This window comes from Paraconexibacter sp., from assembly GCF_041602235.1.
Taxonomy (GTDB): domain Bacteria; phylum Actinomycetota; class Thermoleophilia; order Solirubrobacterales; family Solirubrobacteraceae; genus Paraconexibacter.
The window spans coordinates 15,042-30,932 of the sequence record NZ_JBFIGP010000010.1; the positions used below are offsets into that span (position 1 = coordinate 15,042).

Below are 15,891 nucleotides of genomic sequence, written 5' to 3' on the forward strand. Positions count from 1 at the left end.
TCCCGTCAGATCACCTCGGATGTCGTGGTGGGTCAGCCCGTCGTGTCGACGCGCGTGGTGCCGGAGAGCTTCACCGCGGTGATCGACGTGTCCGATGCCCGCCACTGGAAGTCGTTCACCGAGCACGACAGCGTCACCGGCGCGGCGGCGTCGACGGTGCGGGTGAACTGCATGTTGAGCGTCGCGGGGGCCACCGAGCCGGGCGTGATCACGGCCTGGCGCGCGTGGTCCTGCTCGCCGGCCATCTCGAGGACGCACTCGGCGCTGCCCGTCTTGTTGGCGCGGAGCAGCTCACCGAGACCGAAGTTGGTCGTGTCGGCGGTGATCGTCGACTTCGCGAGGACCAGGTAGGTGCCGGGCTGGAGGTCCAGCTTGCCGATGGTCGCCGGCACGTTGGCCGGACGGGCCTCCGGACCGCTGCGCCGCACCGCCTCCGTGGCGGTGAGCCCTTCGCCGCGCAGCGTGTTGCGCACCGCCGGCGCGAGATCCTCGGCGGTGATCGTGTCCGCGCGGATCTGCCGGCCGGTGACGGTGTTGTCGGACAGGTCGCCGCCGCGCAGCGACTTGTTCTTGATGTCCAGTCCGGTGAGCGAGCTGTTCTTGATGTCGCTGCCGTTCAGCGAGCCCGCCTTGACCTGCGAGCTGCTGGTGATGAGCACCGACGCGGCGGTCGCCGTGCCCGCGCACGCGACCACGAGGGCCACGATCGATACGACGAGCGCTGGGCTCGGACGGAAGTTCTGCATGTTCCCTGCCTTCTGGTGGACGGATCTCGAGGCGCCCACCTCCCGTGGTGGGCGTGCTCCCCGAGGACACCCTAGCCACACTCAGGACGTATTCCCACCGACCGGAACGCTCCATATCGAGGCGTATCGGGAACTACCAGCGGGCGTGGTGGCGCTCCATGACGCCGAACCCGGCGGCCAGCTCGAGGCCGCCGGGGAGCGTGCCCCTCACCGAGCCGAACGGCTGGCGGTAGTCGCTCACCAGCAGTGGGCCGAACCGGTCGTTGCGCGCCCGCTCGCTCTCCTGCGTGAAGAGCAGGCGGCCGCCCTCGGAGAACGCCACGCTGGAGAGGTCCGCCGCGAAGGTGACGGGACCGACCTCGCGAGCCTCGCCGTCGACCCAGATCGTGCGCTCGGAGTTCTCCTGCGCGTCGTGGATGCCGGTCACGAGGTTCCACGTCAGCGCGACGCCGTCGGCGGTCGCGCCGATGCCGGCTGCCCACTCCCAGTCGGTGGTCCGCGCGTGGTAGCCGGCCGAGTCGTCGATCAGCGCGCGGCCGACGAACCGCCGAACGCGGCCGTCGATGGTGACGGTGCCGCGGGCGGCGGCGCCCTGCTTGCGTGTCCAGATGTGCGCGCCACCGTGCGGGGAGACGATCTCGACGGCATCACCGTCGGGGGCGATCCGCAGGTCGACCTGCACGTTCCCGTCGCGGACGGCGACCAGGCCGTCGGGCAGTCGCACGCGTCCGGGAGCGAAGGTCGTGTGCTCGTGCAGTCGCTGCTCCTCCCGGTCCCAGACGGCCCAGAACGACTGCGGCAGACCTCCGATCACCACGCGGCCCGCGCACAGCATGAGGTCCGCGCCGTAGACGCCCACGTACCGCCAGCGCTTGAGTGGACGGCGGCCGTGGACGAGCGGCATGCGGGAGGGCGGGAGGAGCCCGACGGCGACGCCGGGGCGCGCCGGGGGCGCGGTCGGACGGCCGGGGGGTACGACGATCCGACTGGGCGTGACGGCGGGCATGGCGGCTATTCTCCAGGTCCGGCGATTGACTCGTCAGTCAACGACCGCCGAGAGGTACCGGATGCGCGTAGCGACGATCCAACTCACGAGTACGACCGACGTGCGACGCAACCTCGCCGCGGCGGATCGGCACGTCCGTGCGGCGGCCGCGGATGGTGCCACATTGGTGCTGCTGCCGGAGAAGTGGACGGCCTACGGGCGCGGCGCCGACGTGGCGGCGTGCGCGCAGACGCTCGACGGCGAGGCGATCTCGTGGGCGCGCTCGGTCGCGGCGGAGTTGGCGATCGATCTGATCGCCGGCTCGCTGTGCGAGCAGCCGGCAGCGCCGGACGAGGATCCCCGCCGGCGGAACACGAGCGTGCACGTCGGCCCGGATGGGGAGATCCGGGCTGTCTATCGCAAGGTCCACATGTTCGACGTCACGGTCGACGGGACGACCTACCGCGAGAGCGAGCACGAGGCCCCCGGCGCCGAGGCGGTGCTCACGCACGTCGCCGACGGCGTCGGCGTGGGCATGAGCATCTGCTACGACCTGCGGTTCCCCGAGCTGTACCGGGTGCTCGCGGTGCGGGGAGCGCGGATCCTGGTCGTGCCCTCCGCCTTCACGCTCGCCACGACCCGCGACCACTGGGAGGTGCTCGTGCGCGCCCGTGCGATCGAGAACCAGTGCTTCGTGCTCGCGGCCAACCAGGTCGGGGAGCACGCCCCGGGGGTCCGGACCGGTGGACGCTCGATGATCGTCGATCCCTGGGGGGTCGTGCTGTCGCAGATGTCCGACCGGGAGGGCCACGTGATCGCCGACCTCGACCTCGCCGGGCAGGACCGCATCCGCAGGGATCTGCCCGCCCTCGCCAACCGCCGGCCCGAGGCCTACGCCTGGCCGAGCCAGACCGGAGCGCACGACTGATGGCCACCGCCAAGAACGGAGCAGCAGCGGCCGAACGCCGCCGTCAGATCCTGGACGCCGCTGTCCGCGTGTTCGCACGCCAGGGCTTCCACACCTGCCGCGTCAGCGACATCGCGGACGAGGCGGGCGTCGCCTACGGCCTGGTCTACCACTACTTCCGCAGCAAGGACGCGGTGCTCGACACGCTGTTCCGCGACCGCTGGTCGCTGATGACCGCGCTGATCGAGGACGTGGACCGCCAGGACCTCCCGGTGCGCGACAAGCTCCACGCGATCACCTCGTTCATCATCGACAGCTACCGCCACGACCCGGAGCTGATGAAGGTCATCATCGTCGAGGTCACGCGGGCGGCGAACTCCTTCGGTCAGACGCACCTGACCGAGATCCGCAAGGCCTACGACGGGATCGCGACGATCGTCGAGCATGGCCAGGCCGCCGGGGAGCTGCGCACGGACATCACGTCGCAGTTCGCGGCCATGGCGTTCTACGGGGCGATCGAGCAGGTGCTCACCAGCTGGATCTTCGATCTGCTGCCGTTCGGCGAGGTCGAGGCCGAGCAGGCCAAGACCCTGATCGTCGAGACGATCTGCGGCGGGCTCGACGCCAAATGACGGCGGTGTGAAGGCGGGCGCCCGCGCTCCGGGGGACCTCTGCCATAGGATCAACCGCATGGAGAACGAGCTCGTCAAGCGCCTCGCCTGGTCCGGCATCCTCGCCGGGGTGGGCGCGCTAGCCAGCATCGCCGCCCACCGTGTCGCCGCGATGATCTACGTCCGTGCATTCGGGGAAGAACCGCCGGAGTGACCATGAGCGACGACACGACAGACCAGCCGGCGACGGAAGCCGAGGAGGCATCGCCCTTCGCGCCACCTCCGCCGCCCCCGGATCCGACCCCGCCGCCTCCGGCGGCTGACGCGGGCGCCGTCCCTGTCGCACCTGCCGACAAGCCGGAGGTCCTCATCGGCGGGGCGTTCGCGGGCGGATTCCTCGCGGCTCTCATCCTCAAGCGACTCGGACGACGGTGACCGCATGAGTGACCAGCAGCAGAACCCGCAACCCAGCACCGCCCAGATCGCCCAGGCGATCCAGGAGGTCACGGACAAGGCGCAGCTCCTCGTCCGTGAGGAGATCGAGCTCGCGAAGGCCGAGGTCACCGAGAAGGTGACGAAGCTCGGGAAGGGCCTGGTCATCGGCGCGGCCGCGGGCGTCTTCGCGCTCCTGGGTCTCTTCTTCCTCCTGCACGGCCTCGCCTGGCTGGCGTACTACGCGCTGCCGGTCGGGAACCTGGCGTTCTTCTGGGGTTTCCTGGTCGTCGCGGCCGGGCTGCTCCTGCTCGGAGGCCTCGCGGGCTACTTCGCGGCCAAGCTCGTCAAGGCCGGATCCAACCCGACGCCGCAGATGGCGATCGACGAAGCCAAGCTCATCCGCGAGACCTTCGACGGGAGCGCCCCCACGACCACCGAGGTGCCGAAGTGAGCCAGCGCACTCCTGCGGAGATCCGCGCGTCCATCGAGCAGAACCGTCTCGAGCTCGCCGGTGCGCTCGACTCGCTGCGCAGCGAGGTCGCCGAGGTCACCAACTGGCGCAAGCAGGTGGCCTTGCACCAGCGGGAGGTCCTGATCGGGGCGGCCGTCACCGGTTTCGTCCTGGGCGGCGGGATCGCCGCGTTCGGCGGGCTGTTCCGCCGGCGCTCGCGCCGTCGCTGACGTCACCCCGGAACCTCGGGGCGCCCGGAGCGTTCGTGTTCCGATGAGGCGATGGATCGCGCTCGGAACGCTGCTGGTGGTCGCGGTGCTCGCCGGACGGGAGCTCTTCGGCTCCGGCGCGTCCGGGCCGCGCGACGCGGTGCGACGATCCGCGCCGCCGCCGCCGACGCTCGGTGGGTGGGTCCACCGAGCCGATCCGCAGGACCGCGGGCTCGACGCCGGGTGGGCCAAGGGCCTGACCGGGGCGCGGCGCGTCGCGGTGCCCGGCGCCCCGACCGCGGTCCGCGTCGCCGGGCGCGCTGGGGCACGGACGTTCGCCGGATCGGTCGGGTGGTGGCAGGCCACGCTGCGCACGCCGCGACCGGGTCGCTACGACGTGCGGTTCGGCTCCGTGTCCCACCGCGCGACGGTCTGGGTCGACGGACGGCGCGCGTGTGGTCACACCGGGGCGTACGAGCCGTTCTCCTGCCGGGTCACCCTGGGTCGGGCGGGAGTGCACCGCCTGGTCCTGCGAGCGGATTGGCGGGATCCCGACCGGCAGGCCCGCGAGGGATGGGACCGGGCGTGGTTCAACTTCGGCGGGCCCGCCTGGGCCGTCACCGTACGGGAGGTGGGGGAGGTCGACCTGGCGCTCCTGACGGTCAGGACCCGCCTCGCGTCCGGCGCGGCCCGCGTCACGTTCCGGCTCGCCGTGCGCGACACGCGGGCCGAAGGTCCCACCGTGCGGCTGCGACTGCGGGGCGACCTGCGCCGCGGCCGGACCCGCGTCCCGGTGTCGACCGGCGTGCTCTCCCTGCGGCCGGGGCAGCGTCGCAGCGTGGAGACGGAGGTCCGCGTACGTGATCCCGCGCTGTGGGAACCCGGCCGTCCGGCCCTCTACGACCTCCGTCTCGCGAGCACGACGGGAGCGGCCTCCGTCCGCAGGCGGGTGGGGCTGCGGGACCTGCGGCGTCGCGGCGGGGCGCTGATCCTCAACGGCAGGCCGCTGCGCCTGCTCGGGGTGGGCCTGCCGCCGGACGCGCAGCGTCATGGAGACGCGCTCACCGCGGCCGACCGCCGCGAGATCGTGGACGAGATCGAGGCGGTCGGCGCGAACCTCGTCCGCAGCCAGCTGCCGCTGTCCGACGCGATGCTCGACGACCTCGACGCGGCCGGGATCTTCGTGTGGCAGCTCGTCGGACCCTTCAACAAGGCGGGCAAGTTCTGGGCCCAGACCCGTGAGCGCAGGGTCCGCGCGCGGACGCGCATCCTGCGGACGGTCGACCGTGAGGCGTCCCACCCGTCCGTGCTCGCCTGGTCGTTGTCCAACGAGCTGGCGGGCCAGGGGCACCCCGCGGGGCAGGCGGCGCATCTGGACCGCCTGGCGGTGCTGCTCCAGCGGCGCACGCCCGGCATCCTGGTCGCCGCGGACATCTGGGGCGCGCACCCGCCGCGAGAGCCCGGACGGGCGTTCGCGCATCTCGACGCGATCGGGATCACCGAGTACATCGGGATGACGGAGCTCGCCGGGGCACCGGTCGAGGCCCAGAGCGCCCGCGCCCGGGAGGGGATCGACGCCCTGCGCGCGATCTTCCCGCGCACCGCGCTCGTGGTGACGGAGTTCGGCGCCAACGCCAACGGCCGCAATCCGTCGGATCGGCCCGGCGGGTTCCGGTACCAGTCCAGGCTCCTCCGTGAGCGGATCGCGCTGTACGCCTCGCATCCGCAGGTCGCCGGGATGTCGCTCTGGACGCTGCGCGACTACGCGGTGTCGCCCGGGTTCGCGGGCGGCAGCCTGCGCCGGGCCCTTCCGGATCTCCGGCTCTCCGGGTCGATCAGCGAGAAGGGCCTGTTCCGCTACGACGGGTCCCCGAAGCCCTCCGTCGCCGTGGTCCGCGAGGCCTACGCGGCGGCCGGCGGCGGCTCGTGATCCGGTCCGGTCCGGTCCTCGCCCTGCGGGCCGAGGGGCTGCGCGCCGAGGAGGGTGAGGAGCCGTGACTCATCGCGGAAGGTCAGGAACTCCAGGACGGCGATCTGGATCGATGCGGCCACCGGGATGGCGAGCAGCGCGCCGAGCACGCCGAAGAGCGTGCTGCCGCAGAGCACCGCCATGATGACCACCAGCGGATGGATGTCCACCGCCCGCCGCTGGATCTGGGGCTGGATCACGTTGTTCTCGAGCTGCTGGTAGACCACGGACCAGATCACCCAGAGGATCGTGGCGGTCGGGAAGTCGACGAACAGGGTCACGAGCGCGACGATCACCGCGCCGATCGTCGCCCCGATGAGCGGGATGAGGTCGAACGCGCCGACGATGATCGCCAGCGGCGCGGCGAACGGGATCCCGAGGATCGTCAGGACGATGTAGGTCAGGATCGCGGCGATGGTCGCCTGCAGCAGGGCGCCGCCGATGTAGTTGCCCACGGCGTTCGCCATGTCGCGCAGCGTCTTGTCGAGACGCTCTCGTCGGTGATCGGGCTGGATCGCCACGAGTCGCGCCGCCCACGTCGGTCCGCTGCCGAGGAGGAAGATCGACAGGATCAGGATGTTCAGCATCGCGAAGCCGCTGTTCACGATCCCCAGGCCGAGGTCGCTGAGCAGCTGGGCGGCGTCGCCGATGCGACCGGGGAGCTCGTCGGCCTTCTCCTGCAGCTTGGAGACGATGTCGTACTTCTCGTCGAGCTGGTGCAGGGTCTTGTTGTCGCTGACGAACTGCTCGATGTCCTGCACGTAGGCCGGGAAGTCCTGGACCAGCTCGGTGCCCTGGTCGACGAACGGCGGGACGACGATGAGCGCCAGCAGGACGGGGACGAGCATCACGCCGACGTACGTGAGCGCGATGGCGAAGCCGCGACGCATGTAGCGGCCCAGCAGGTTCACGGGCCCCGAGAGCGCCACGGCGAGGAACGTCGCGAGCGCGAGCCACCCGAGTGGCCGCCGCAGCAGGTAGACGAGGTAGAGCACCGCGAGCACGCACAGGATCACGAGCACGTTGCGGACGATCAGTCGAGCGGTGCTCGCAGGATCCGTGGGCGGCGCCGCGGTTCCGGGCAGGGGGGGCGGCTCGGCGTCGTTCATGGGCGGCTGCGATGGTCGCAGCGCGCCCGGACGGTGGATCGCTCAGGGGAGGAACCGGGAGGGCATACCGCCCACACCCAGCATGCCGGGGCCGAGGTGCGCCCCGATGACCGGCCCGATCTCGCCCACGAACAGCGGTTCGCTGTCGAAGATCTCGCGTCCACGCTCGACGAGCTCGGCCGCCTTGTCGGGGCTCTGGATGTGCTGGATGAACCAGCAGTCCGCGCCGTCCTGGACGAGCTCGCTCATGTAGGCGACCATGCGGTCGAACATCTTGCCGGCGGTCCGCACGCGCTCCACCGGCTTGATGTCGCCGTCGCAGGTGAGGATCGGCTTGACCTTCAGGGCGCCACCGATCCACGCCTGCGCTCCCCCGATCCGCCCGCCGCGTCGCAGGTACTCCAGCGTGTCGATGGCGAACCACACCTTCAGCGCGCTGCGAGCGTCCTCCGCGTGACGGACCACCTGCTCCACGCCCTGTCCGGTGCGGGCCGCGGCAGCCGCCGCGAGCGCCACGCCACCGAGCCCGGCGCACGCGCTGCGCGAGTCCACGACCGCGACCTGCCGGTCGGGGTAGGACGCCTTAAGCTCCTCGCCGGCGAGCCGCGCGGTCTCGGACGTCCCGCTGATCGCCGCGGACAGGTGGATCGACACGATGTCGTTGCCCGCCGCCGCCAGCGGCTCGTAGACGGCCAGGAAGTCGCCCACGGACGGCTGCGAGGTGGTCGGGGCGTGGGACAGGTCCTTCAGCCGCTCGTAGTAGTCGTCGAGGTCGACGATGTCGGCCTCGCGGACCGTCTGGTCGGCGTCGTTGATGTACAGGCTGACCTGCTGGACCCCGTGCTCACCCAGGATCGCGGCAGGGATGTAGTGGGTGGTGTCCGTGACGATGGCGACAGGCATCAGCAGGACCCTAACCGCCAGCGCCGTCGGTCCGCTCTCCCGAGCACGCGCAGCGTCATACACTCGCCTGCATGGGCATGACGCTCGTCACCGGAGGATCGGGATTCGTCGGATCCGCCGTCGTCCGAGCGCTGCTCGAGCGGGGCGACGACGTCCGGGTCACGGTCCGTCCCGCCTCGCCCATGGACAACCTCAACGGGCTGGACGTCGAGCTCACGACCGTCGACATCCTCGACCGCCGCGCGGTGCGTCGCGCGATGAAGGACGTCGAGCGGGTCTTCCACATCGCGGGGACGAACAACCTGCGGGCCGGGAGCGACGCGCTGTTCCGCACGAACGTGGACGGCACGGACATCGTGATGTCGGAGGCGCTGCGCGCCGGCGTGAGCCGGGTGGTCCACACCTCGTCGCTCGGGGCGATCGGGCCGGCGCCCCGTCACTCGACCGCCGACGAGTCGCAGGCCTTCCGCGCGGGCCGTCTCGGGCTCCCGTACCTCAACAGCAAGCGTGAGGCGGAGCACGTGTGTCTGCGACATGCCGCGCAGGGGTTGCCGGTCGTGATCGTGAACCCCGGGCACGTGTTCGGTCGCGGCGACGTGCACCGCTCCTCGACGGAGATCGTGCGGCGGTTCCTGCGGCGGGACATCCCCGTGTACGTCGACGGCGCGATCAACATCGTCGACGTGACCGACGTCGCCCGCGGGCACCTGCTGGCCGACGAGCAGGGCGAGGTGGGGGAGCGCTACATCCTCGGCAACCGCAACTTCACCCTCGACCGGCTCTTCGCCGACCTCGGACGCATCTCCGGCGTCGAGCCTCCCGCGCTGAAGCTCCCGCTGCCCGCGGCGATCGCGCTGGTACGGGCGCTCTCGGTCGCACCGGGACGGTCCGCGGTGACCGAGGACGAGCTCGTGGGTGCCGCCCAGTGGTGGGCGTTCCGCTCGACGAAGGCCAAGCGGGATCTCGGGTACAAGCCGGCACCGCACGAGGACACGCTGGAGGCGACCATCGACTGGTACCGGCAGCGGGAGCCGCTCCGGGTCCGCCCCGCCGGGACGCGACAGCCGCTGCCCCTGCGGCTCGCGGGGTTCGGGAGCCGCCAGGTCCACAAGCTCGCCTCCACGTTGCGCGGGTGAAGCGCCGCTTCCGGCACACTGCAGCCATGGCCACGCTGTACCGATGCCGCACACCGACCGACTGGCTGTGCCCGTGCGGTCGCGTCGCGCGCGAGCTGCGGCGGGCCGGCGAGGAGGTCGAGGTGGTGCGCGTGCCGTGGCGACGGCGGGACCGGCGGGAGGTGGAGGCCCTCACCGGTCAGCGGGTCGTCCCCGTCGCGGTGATCGACTCGGAGGCCATCTGCGACTCGCACCGGATCGTCGAGCACCTGGAGTGGCGAAGCTCGCAGGACCCCGCCTAGCCCCGGCCGGCCCAGAGATGGTGGGCGGCGTAGGCCCGCCACGGGCGCCACGCACGGGCGTGCCGGCGCAGCCCGGGCTCGTCGTGAGGAAGTCCGAGATCGCGCGCAGCCCGCCGGAGGACGAGGTCGCCGGCCGGAAAGGCGTCCCGGTCGGCGAGGGCGCGCATCGCCACGTAGTCGGCGGTCCACGGTCCGATGCCCGGGATCGACAGCAGCGCCTCCCGCGCGGCGCCAGGATCCGTGGCCGGGCTCAGCTCCAGGGTGTCGTCGGCCAGCGCCGCCGCGAGGCCGAGCAGGGCTCGCGTACGCGAGCGCGGCATCGGCAGGGAGTCCGGGGCCAGCGTCGCCAGGGCCTGGGGCGTCGGGAACGCCCACCGCAGGGTGCCCGACGGCGCCGCCAGCGGGAGGCCGAGGTCGGCGGCGAGGCGCCCGGCGACGGTGCGGGCCGCGGCGACGGAGACCTGCTGGCCCAGGACGGCGCGCACCGCGAGCTCGGCCGGGTCGACGGTCCCTGGGCAGCGCAGCCCCGGACGCGCGCGCACGAGCGGACCGAGGTGCGGGTCGCCGCCGAGCGCGGCGAGGACCGCGGACGGGTCGACGTCGCCGTCGACGAGCGCGCGGACGGCCGCCGGTACCAGAGCCCGCGCCTCGGACTCCCCGACGCCGGAGCCCCGGCCATCGGACGCCGTGTCCGCTGGGACGATCAGGGCGGCGGCGGCCCGGTCGGCTCCGAGGTCGACCTCGAGGACCACCGGCCCTGAGGGAAGGGGCAGCACCCGCCGATACCGGATCCCGGTGACCTCCTCGACCCCCGGGACCGCCCGCGCGCCGAGCCACCTCAGCAGCGCCGCGCCGTCGAACGGCGGCCGGACGTCGACGTCGAGCGCCAGCCGCCGGGTGCTCACGCGACCGACGGGACTCCTGCTGCCCGGCGCTCGAGCTCGAGGAGGTAGGTCTTGCGGGCCAAACCGCCGCTGTAGCCGGTGAGCCGCCCGTCGGCGCCGACGACGCGGTGGCACGGCACGAGGATCGGCAGCGGGTTGCGGCCGTTCGCCAGCCCGACGGCGCGGGCGGCGCGCGGCGTCCCGAGGCGTCGTGCGAGCTCGCCGTAGCTGATCGTCGCCCCGTAGGGCAGCGCATGCAGGGCCTCCCACACCCGGAGCTGGAACGGCGTCCCGACGGGATCCAGCGGCAGGTCGAACCGACGCAGCTCACCGGAGAAGTACCGGTCGAGTTGCTCCCGCACCTCGTGGAAGGCTGCGTCGTCGGAGCTTCCGGCGTGCCCGGCCGAGGCGGCGTGCGGACGCTGCACGAACGCGAGCTCGCGGAGGCCCTGCGGGCCGGCGACGAGCCGCAGCGGTCCGACGGGGGAGTGGTGGACGGTGGTGCGGAGTGGGCTCATGGACACACAACGCCGCAGCCCGCCGGCTCGTGAGGTCACCGGCGCGGGTCGACGACGATCTTCCGGGCGGGCCCGTCGGCAGGCCGGACGAGGGCCTCGGCGAGCTCGTCCAGACCGATCGTCGGGGCCAGCATCTCGGTCACGTCGACCTCGCCGCTGAGAAGCAGCCACAGCGCCCGGTCGACCTCGGCGCGGTCGTGATGGAACGCGCCGCGGACGTCGAGCTCGTCGTAGTGCAGCCGGCCCGTGGGCAGGGGCGCCGTGCTCCCCGCGGGGCAGCCGCCGACCAGGACGACGCAGCCACCGGGGGCCGCGGCCATCACGGCCTCGGCCCACGCCTCGGGACGACCCACCGCCTCGAACACGAGGTCGTGACGACCGAGCCGCTCCACGGCGTGGGCGCCGCACGCGGCGGCCTGGGCGCGGCGCTCCGGGTGCCGGTCGGCGAGCGTCACGTCACGGCCCTCCTGCAGCAGCAGCTGCGCGAGCATCTGGCCCATCGTCCCGCCGCCGAGGATGCCGCAGTCCCGCGCGTCGGTCCCGCGCGACACCGCATGGACGCAGGCCGCGAGCGGCTCGGCGACCGCGGCGACCCGCAGGTCGAGGCTGCTCGGGATCGTGTGCAGGGCCGCCTCGGGGGCGGCGATGCGCTCGGCGAACCCGCCCAGGACCCAGGTCATGTCCTCGCAGAGCTGGGAGCGGCCCCGCTCGCAGGCGGGGCAGGCGCCACACGCCACCGAGTCGCCGACCAGCACGGGATCGCCGCTGTCCAGGCGTACGCCGGCCATCTCGTGCCCGAAGCGGCACGGGTAGTCGCCCAGGACGGGGTGGCCGTGTCGCAGCATCTTGACGTCGGTCCCGCAGGCGGTCGCCGCGTGAACCTCGACGAGCACCGCTCCTTCGGGTTCGGGGACGTCCCGCACCTCCAGGGCGCCGGGACCGACGAGCACCGCGGCCCTCACGTCGGCAGCACCAGGACCTTGATCGCCTCGCCGCGTCGCTGGAGGTCCAGCGCGTGCGCGGTCTCCTCCAGCCCGACGCGGTGCGTGACGAGCGGCAGCGGGTCGATGGTCCCGGCGCGCAGCGCGTCGAAGGCCGCCCGCATGTCACCGGGGCCGGCCGAGTAGCTGTGATGCACCTCGATCTCTCCCGTGTAGAGGCCGAACGCGTCGAGATCGAGCCGCTCGGTCGGACTGGGCGGCGCGTAGAGGCACAGAGACCCGCCTGGGGCGAGCGCCGAGGCGGCGTCGGCGATCGCGGAGGCCGCCGGGGTGCAGACGAGCGCCACGTCGACCAGTTCCGTGGCGTGCCGGGCGGCGCCGAGGTCGAGCGCCCGCTGCAACCGGTCGGGTCGTGGCTCCCGCACCCAGACGACGTCGACGGCGTGCGCGTGCGCCGCGGCGATCGCCAGCAGACCGCTGGTCCCGGCCCCGACGACGAGCAGGCTGTCGCCCGCGGCGAGCCCGGCTCGTCCGAACGCTCGCAGCACGCACGCCAGTGGCTCCACGAACGTCCCGCGCTCGGCGTCGAGCCCGTCGAGCGGCAGCAGCTCGCCGACCAGATCGCTCGGGATCCGCACCCGGTCGGCGAAGCCGCCGGGGTCGAGCGCTGTCGAGCGGAAGCTCTCGCACAGCGTCTCGTGCCCGCGCCGGCAGCGGCGGCACTCCCCGCAGGGGGCGTGGTGGTGGATCACGACCTGATCGCCGACCCGGACGTGGTCGACGCCCGCCCCGATCTGCTCCACGACGCCCGTGACCTCGTGTCCCAGGACGGCCGGCACCTTGCGCGCCACCCATGAGCTGCTGACGTCCGAGCCGCACACACCGCAGGCGAGCACACGGCACACCACCTCACCGGGGCCGGCGATCGGATCGGGGCGTTCCTCGATCACGACCGTCTCCGGGCTCGTGGACAGCGCGACCCTCATGCGACGGGCTCCGCGACGGGCACGAGCGCTCCGACGGTCCGGGGTTCGACGGGTCGTGCCACGCCGCGCTCCGTCACGAGGGCCGTGATGAGCCGCGCGGGGGTGACGTCGAAGGCCGGGTTGCGGGCCTGCGTGCCCAGCGGAGCGGTCGGGGAGCCGGCGACGTGGGTGACCTCCCGGGCGTCGCGCTCCTCGATCGCGATGTCGTCGCCGTGGGCGATGTGCGGGTCGATCGACGAAGTGGGCCCGGCGACCAGGAACGGGATCCCGGCGGCGCCGGCGGCGAGCGCGTGCGCGTAGGTCCCGACCTTGTTCGCGGTGTCCCCGTTGGCGGCCACGCGGTCGCACCCGACGATGACCGCGTCGACCTCGCCGCGGGCGATCAGCCCGGCGGCGGCGCCGTCCACGAGGAGGGCGTGCGGGATCCCGAGCCGACCGAGCTCCCAGGCGGTCAGGCGTGCGCCCTGCAGCAGCGGCCGCGTCTCGCAGGCGAGGACCTCGACGGCTCGGTGGCGGGCGAGCTCCGCGATCACGCCGAGCGCGCTGCCGGTGCCGCCGGTCGCGAGGGCGCCGGTGTTGCAGTGGGTCAGCACGCGCACCGGCTCACGGGCCGGCACGAGGTCGCGCAGCAGCCCGGCCCCGGCCGCGCAGAGCAGCGCGGACGCCTCGTCCTCCCAGGCGTGGATGGCCTGCGCCTGCTCGCGGGCGGCTGCGGCCATGCGGGCGGGGCCGGCCGCGAGTGCGGCGGCCCGCACGCGGTCCACCGCCCAGCCGAGGTTGACCGCGGTGGGGCGCGAGGTGCGCAGGCGCTCCCAGGCCGCCTCCAACGTGCCCAGGCCGGGGGTCGCGGTGACCTCCATGGCCAGCCCGTAGGCCGCGGCGATGCCGATGTTCGGGGCGCCGCGCACGGCGAGACGCTCGATCGCGACGGCGACCTCCTCGGCCCCGGCCGGGGTCAGCCAGATCTCCCGGTCGGGCAGCCTCGTCTGATCGAGCAGCTCGAGCCGAGCCCCGTCCCAGCGCAGCGCGCGGGCCGGGGGAGCGGCGGCGGGACCACCTTCGGCGAGAGGCATGCGCTGATCCTACGGGCGCGACCTCGCCGCGGTCCCGGGGACGGCGCGTCGTCGAGCAGGAGCCGTCAACCGCGACAGGCTGTACCGTGCGCGCGGTGCATCGTGCCCTCCTGACCTGCGTCCTCCTGCTCCTCGCGGCTCCGGCGGTCGCCCGGGCCGAGGGCGAGCCCATCATGCCGCTGGAGCAGGTCCAGAAGGGGATGCGCTGCCAGGCCGCCTCGGTGTTCCAGGGCACGGCGATCTCGTCGTTCGACATCGAGATCCTCGACGTCATCCAGGGGGACAGCGCCGCCGAGGCCCCGCGCATCCTGTTCCGCGCTTCCGGAGCCGCGGTCGACGCCACGGGCGTCGGCCCCGGGTTCTCCGGGTCGCCCATCCGCTGCCCGGACGGCGCCGGCGTGATGCGCAACATCGGCGCGATCTCCGAGGGGATCGGTGAGTACGGGGGGAAGGTCGCGCTCGCGACGCCGATCCAGTTGATCCTGGGGGAGCCCGTCGAGCCCCCCGCGTCGGCGAGGCGCTCATCGGCGACCCTGCGCTCGGCCCGACCCCTCGCGACGCCGTTGACGCTCGCGGGCGCCTCCGGCCCGATGGCGGGCGCGCTGCAGCGCGCCGCCAAGAGGGCGGGGCGCGTGCTGCTGCTCTCGCCCGGCACGGCGCCGCGTTCGAGCTTCGCCTTCCCCGTCGCGCCCCTCGTCCCGGGGTCCGCGGTCGCGGTCGGCTACACCAGCGGCGCGGTGTCGATCGGCGCCGTGGGCACGGTGGCCTACGTCGACGGCAGCACCGTGTGGGCGTTCGGTCATCCGCTCGACGGCGCCGGACGCCGGTCCCTGCTGCTGCAGGACGCCTACGTGTACACGGTGGTCAACAACCCGGTGCAGTCCTCCGAGCTGTCGACCTACAAGCTCGCGGCGCCGGGGCACGACATCGGCACCCTGAGCAACGACGCCAACAGCGCGGTCGTCGGCGTGACCGGAGCCGCACCACCCACCTATCCCTTGCAGGTCGTGGCGCACGACCTCGACACCGGCCGGGTGCGCTCCCAGGTGACGAAGGTCACCGACGAGTCGGACCTCGGCCTCCCGGCGGGAGGCTCGGCGCTATCGCTGGCCGCCACGACCGCGGTCGGGAACGCTGCCGCGGTGACGCTCAGCGGCGCGTCGACCCGGCAGTCGGGGTCGATGTGCATGCGCGTGACGGTCCGCGAGCTGAAGAAGCCCATGCGGTTCTGCAACACCTACGTGGGTGGCGGTCCGGGGCCCAACTCGGCGGTCGTGGGGGACGTCGGCACCGCCGTCTCGCTCCTCGACACCTTCGAGTACGCGAACTTCCACATCTCGAAGGTCGACGTCAACCTGAAGCTGCGTCGGTCCTACCCGCAGGCCTTCATCCGCAAGGCGACGGTGGCGCGGCGCGCGGTCCGGCGCGGGAGCCGGCTCAAGGTCCGACTGTCCCTGCGACGGTCCCGGGGCGGCATCTTCTCGCGGACGATCTCCGTCCGGGTGCCGCGCGGCATGCCGGTCGGCGACCGCAAGCTCCTGCTGGAGGGCACCGGCCCGGACACGGGCGGCAGCGTCGAGGACTCCCTGACGTCCGTGCTGGACCTGGGAAGCCTTGCGCCCGACAGCGACGGCGACGAGCCGAGGACGCTCGGCCAGCTCAGGACCGCGTTCGGCGACATCCACCGCTACGACGGCATCACCACGAGCTTCCAGCCGGAGGACGACGACTCCAGCGTCGAGGACGA

At 73.1% G+C, this 15,891-nt stretch carries 18 protein-coding genes; 9 read left to right on the top strand and 9 right to left on the bottom strand.

Features of this window, described 5'->3' with window-relative positions; translation table 11 throughout:
• Positions 1-32: 32 nt before the first annotated feature.
• Entirely contained in the window at positions 33-746 is a 714-nt protein-coding gene (locus ABYE80_RS01655; protein WP_372788167.1) for a hypothetical protein, read from the bottom strand.
• A gap of 133 nt (positions 747-879) precedes the next feature.
• Entirely contained in the window at positions 880-1,752 is an 873-nt protein-coding gene (locus tag ABYE80_RS01660; protein WP_372788169.1) for a hypothetical protein, read from the bottom strand.
• Positions 1,753-1,813: 61 nt separating this feature from the next.
• On the opposite strand from ABYE80_RS01660, the gene ABYE80_RS01665 reads away from it, so the two are divergent.
• The 6 genes from ABYE80_RS01665 to ABYE80_RS01690 all read left to right on the top strand — a co-directional run bounded on the left by ABYE80_RS01665 (position 1,814) and on the right by ABYE80_RS01690 (position 6,274).
• Entirely contained in the window at positions 1,814-2,659 is an 846-nt protein-coding gene (locus ABYE80_RS01665; RefSeq protein WP_372788171.1) for a carbon-nitrogen hydrolase family protein, read from the top strand.
• The gene (locus ABYE80_RS01670; protein ID WP_372788173.1) at positions 2,659-3,270 is read left to right on the top strand and encodes a TetR/AcrR family transcriptional regulator; all 612 of its coding nucleotides are present in this window, start codon (positions 2,659-2,661) and stop codon (positions 3,268-3,270) included. Before ABYE80_RS01665 ends, ABYE80_RS01670 begins: the two co-directional genes overlap by 1 nt.
• A gap of 58 nt (positions 3,271-3,328) precedes the next feature.
• The gene (locus ABYE80_RS01675) at positions 3,329-3,463 is read left to right on the top strand and encodes a hypothetical protein (RefSeq protein WP_372788175.1); all 135 of its coding nucleotides are present in this window, start codon (positions 3,329-3,331) and stop codon (positions 3,461-3,463) included.
• Positions 3,464-3,688: 225 nt separating this feature from the next.
• Entirely contained in the window at positions 3,689-4,135 is a 447-nt protein-coding gene (locus tag ABYE80_RS01680) for a phage holin family protein (protein WP_372788177.1), read from the top strand.
• On the top strand, positions 4,132-4,365 hold the full coding sequence (locus ABYE80_RS01685; RefSeq protein WP_372788178.1) for a DUF3618 domain-containing protein: 234 nt from the start codon (positions 4,132-4,134) through the stop codon (positions 4,363-4,365). Before ABYE80_RS01680 ends, ABYE80_RS01685 begins: the two co-directional genes overlap by 4 nt.
• A gap of 43 nt (positions 4,366-4,408) precedes the next feature.
• The gene (locus tag ABYE80_RS01690) at positions 4,409-6,274 is read left to right on the top strand and encodes a glycoside hydrolase family 2 TIM barrel-domain containing protein (RefSeq protein WP_372788179.1); all 1,866 of its coding nucleotides are present in this window, start codon (positions 4,409-4,411) and stop codon (positions 6,272-6,274) included.
• Here the strand turns inward: ABYE80_RS01690 and ABYE80_RS01695 are convergent.
• Both ABYE80_RS01695 and ABYE80_RS01700 read right to left on the bottom strand, forming a co-directional pair.
• A complete protein-coding gene (locus tag ABYE80_RS01695) occupies positions 6,247-7,422 on the bottom strand; it encodes an AI-2E family transporter (protein WP_372788180.1) in 1,176 nt (391 codons plus the stop codon). The genes ABYE80_RS01690 and ABYE80_RS01695 overlap by 28 nt on opposite strands.
• A 42-nt stretch (positions 7,423-7,464) precedes the next feature.
• Entirely contained in the window at positions 7,465-8,325 is an 861-nt protein-coding gene (locus ABYE80_RS01700) for a DegV family protein (RefSeq protein WP_372788182.1), read from the bottom strand.
• Positions 8,326-8,396: 71 nt separating this feature from the next.
• Between ABYE80_RS01700 and ABYE80_RS01705 the strand changes: the two genes are divergently transcribed.
• Both ABYE80_RS01705 and ABYE80_RS01710 read left to right on the top strand, forming a co-directional pair.
• Positions 8,397-9,461: an NAD-dependent epimerase/dehydratase family protein gene (locus tag ABYE80_RS01705; RefSeq protein WP_372788184.1), complete on the top strand. Its 1,065-nt coding sequence runs from the start codon at positions 8,397-8,399 to the stop codon at positions 9,459-9,461.
• 26 nt (positions 9,462-9,487) lie between these two features.
• Positions 9,488-9,742: a glutathione S-transferase N-terminal domain-containing protein gene (locus ABYE80_RS01710; RefSeq protein ID WP_372788185.1), complete on the top strand. Its 255-nt coding sequence runs from the start codon at positions 9,488-9,490 to the stop codon at positions 9,740-9,742.
• Here the strand turns inward: ABYE80_RS01710 and ABYE80_RS01715 are convergent.
• Genes ABYE80_RS01715 through mtnA form a run of 5 tightly spaced genes read right to left on the bottom strand, consistent with a single transcriptional unit; the run spans position 9,739 to position 14,144 of the window.
• A complete protein-coding gene (locus ABYE80_RS01715) occupies positions 9,739-10,647 on the bottom strand; it encodes an AlkA N-terminal domain-containing protein (RefSeq protein WP_372788187.1) in 909 nt (302 codons plus the stop codon). The genes ABYE80_RS01710 and ABYE80_RS01715 overlap by 4 nt on opposite strands.
• Entirely contained in the window at positions 10,644-11,144 is a 501-nt protein-coding gene (locus ABYE80_RS01720; RefSeq protein ID WP_372788188.1) for a methylated-DNA--[protein]-cysteine S-methyltransferase, read from the bottom strand. Before ABYE80_RS01720 ends, ABYE80_RS01715 begins: the two co-directional genes overlap by 4 nt.
• A 35-nt stretch (positions 11,145-11,179) precedes the next feature.
• Positions 11,180-12,106 (bottom strand): zinc-binding dehydrogenase, encoded by a 927-nt coding sequence (locus ABYE80_RS01725; protein ID WP_372788189.1) that lies wholly within the window; start codon positions 12,104-12,106, stop codon positions 11,180-11,182.
• Positions 12,103-13,071 carry an alcohol dehydrogenase catalytic domain-containing protein gene (locus tag ABYE80_RS01730; protein ID WP_372788190.1) on the bottom strand — a complete coding sequence of 323 codons (969 nt, stop codon included), beginning with the start codon at positions 13,069-13,071 and terminating at the stop codon, positions 12,103-12,105. The genes ABYE80_RS01725 and ABYE80_RS01730 overlap by 4 nt, the downstream gene beginning before the upstream one ends.
• Positions 13,068-14,144 (bottom strand): S-methyl-5-thioribose-1-phosphate isomerase, encoded by a 1,077-nt coding sequence (mtnA, locus tag ABYE80_RS01735; RefSeq protein ID WP_372788191.1) that lies wholly within the window; start codon positions 14,142-14,144, stop codon positions 13,068-13,070. The genes ABYE80_RS01730 and mtnA overlap by 4 nt, the downstream gene beginning before the upstream one ends.
• Positions 14,145-14,239: 95 nt before the next feature.
• On the opposite strand from mtnA, the gene ABYE80_RS01740 reads away from it, so the two are divergent.
• On the top strand, positions 14,240-15,891 hold a 1,652-nt coding region (locus ABYE80_RS01740), incomplete at its 3' end, for a hypothetical protein (RefSeq protein WP_372788192.1).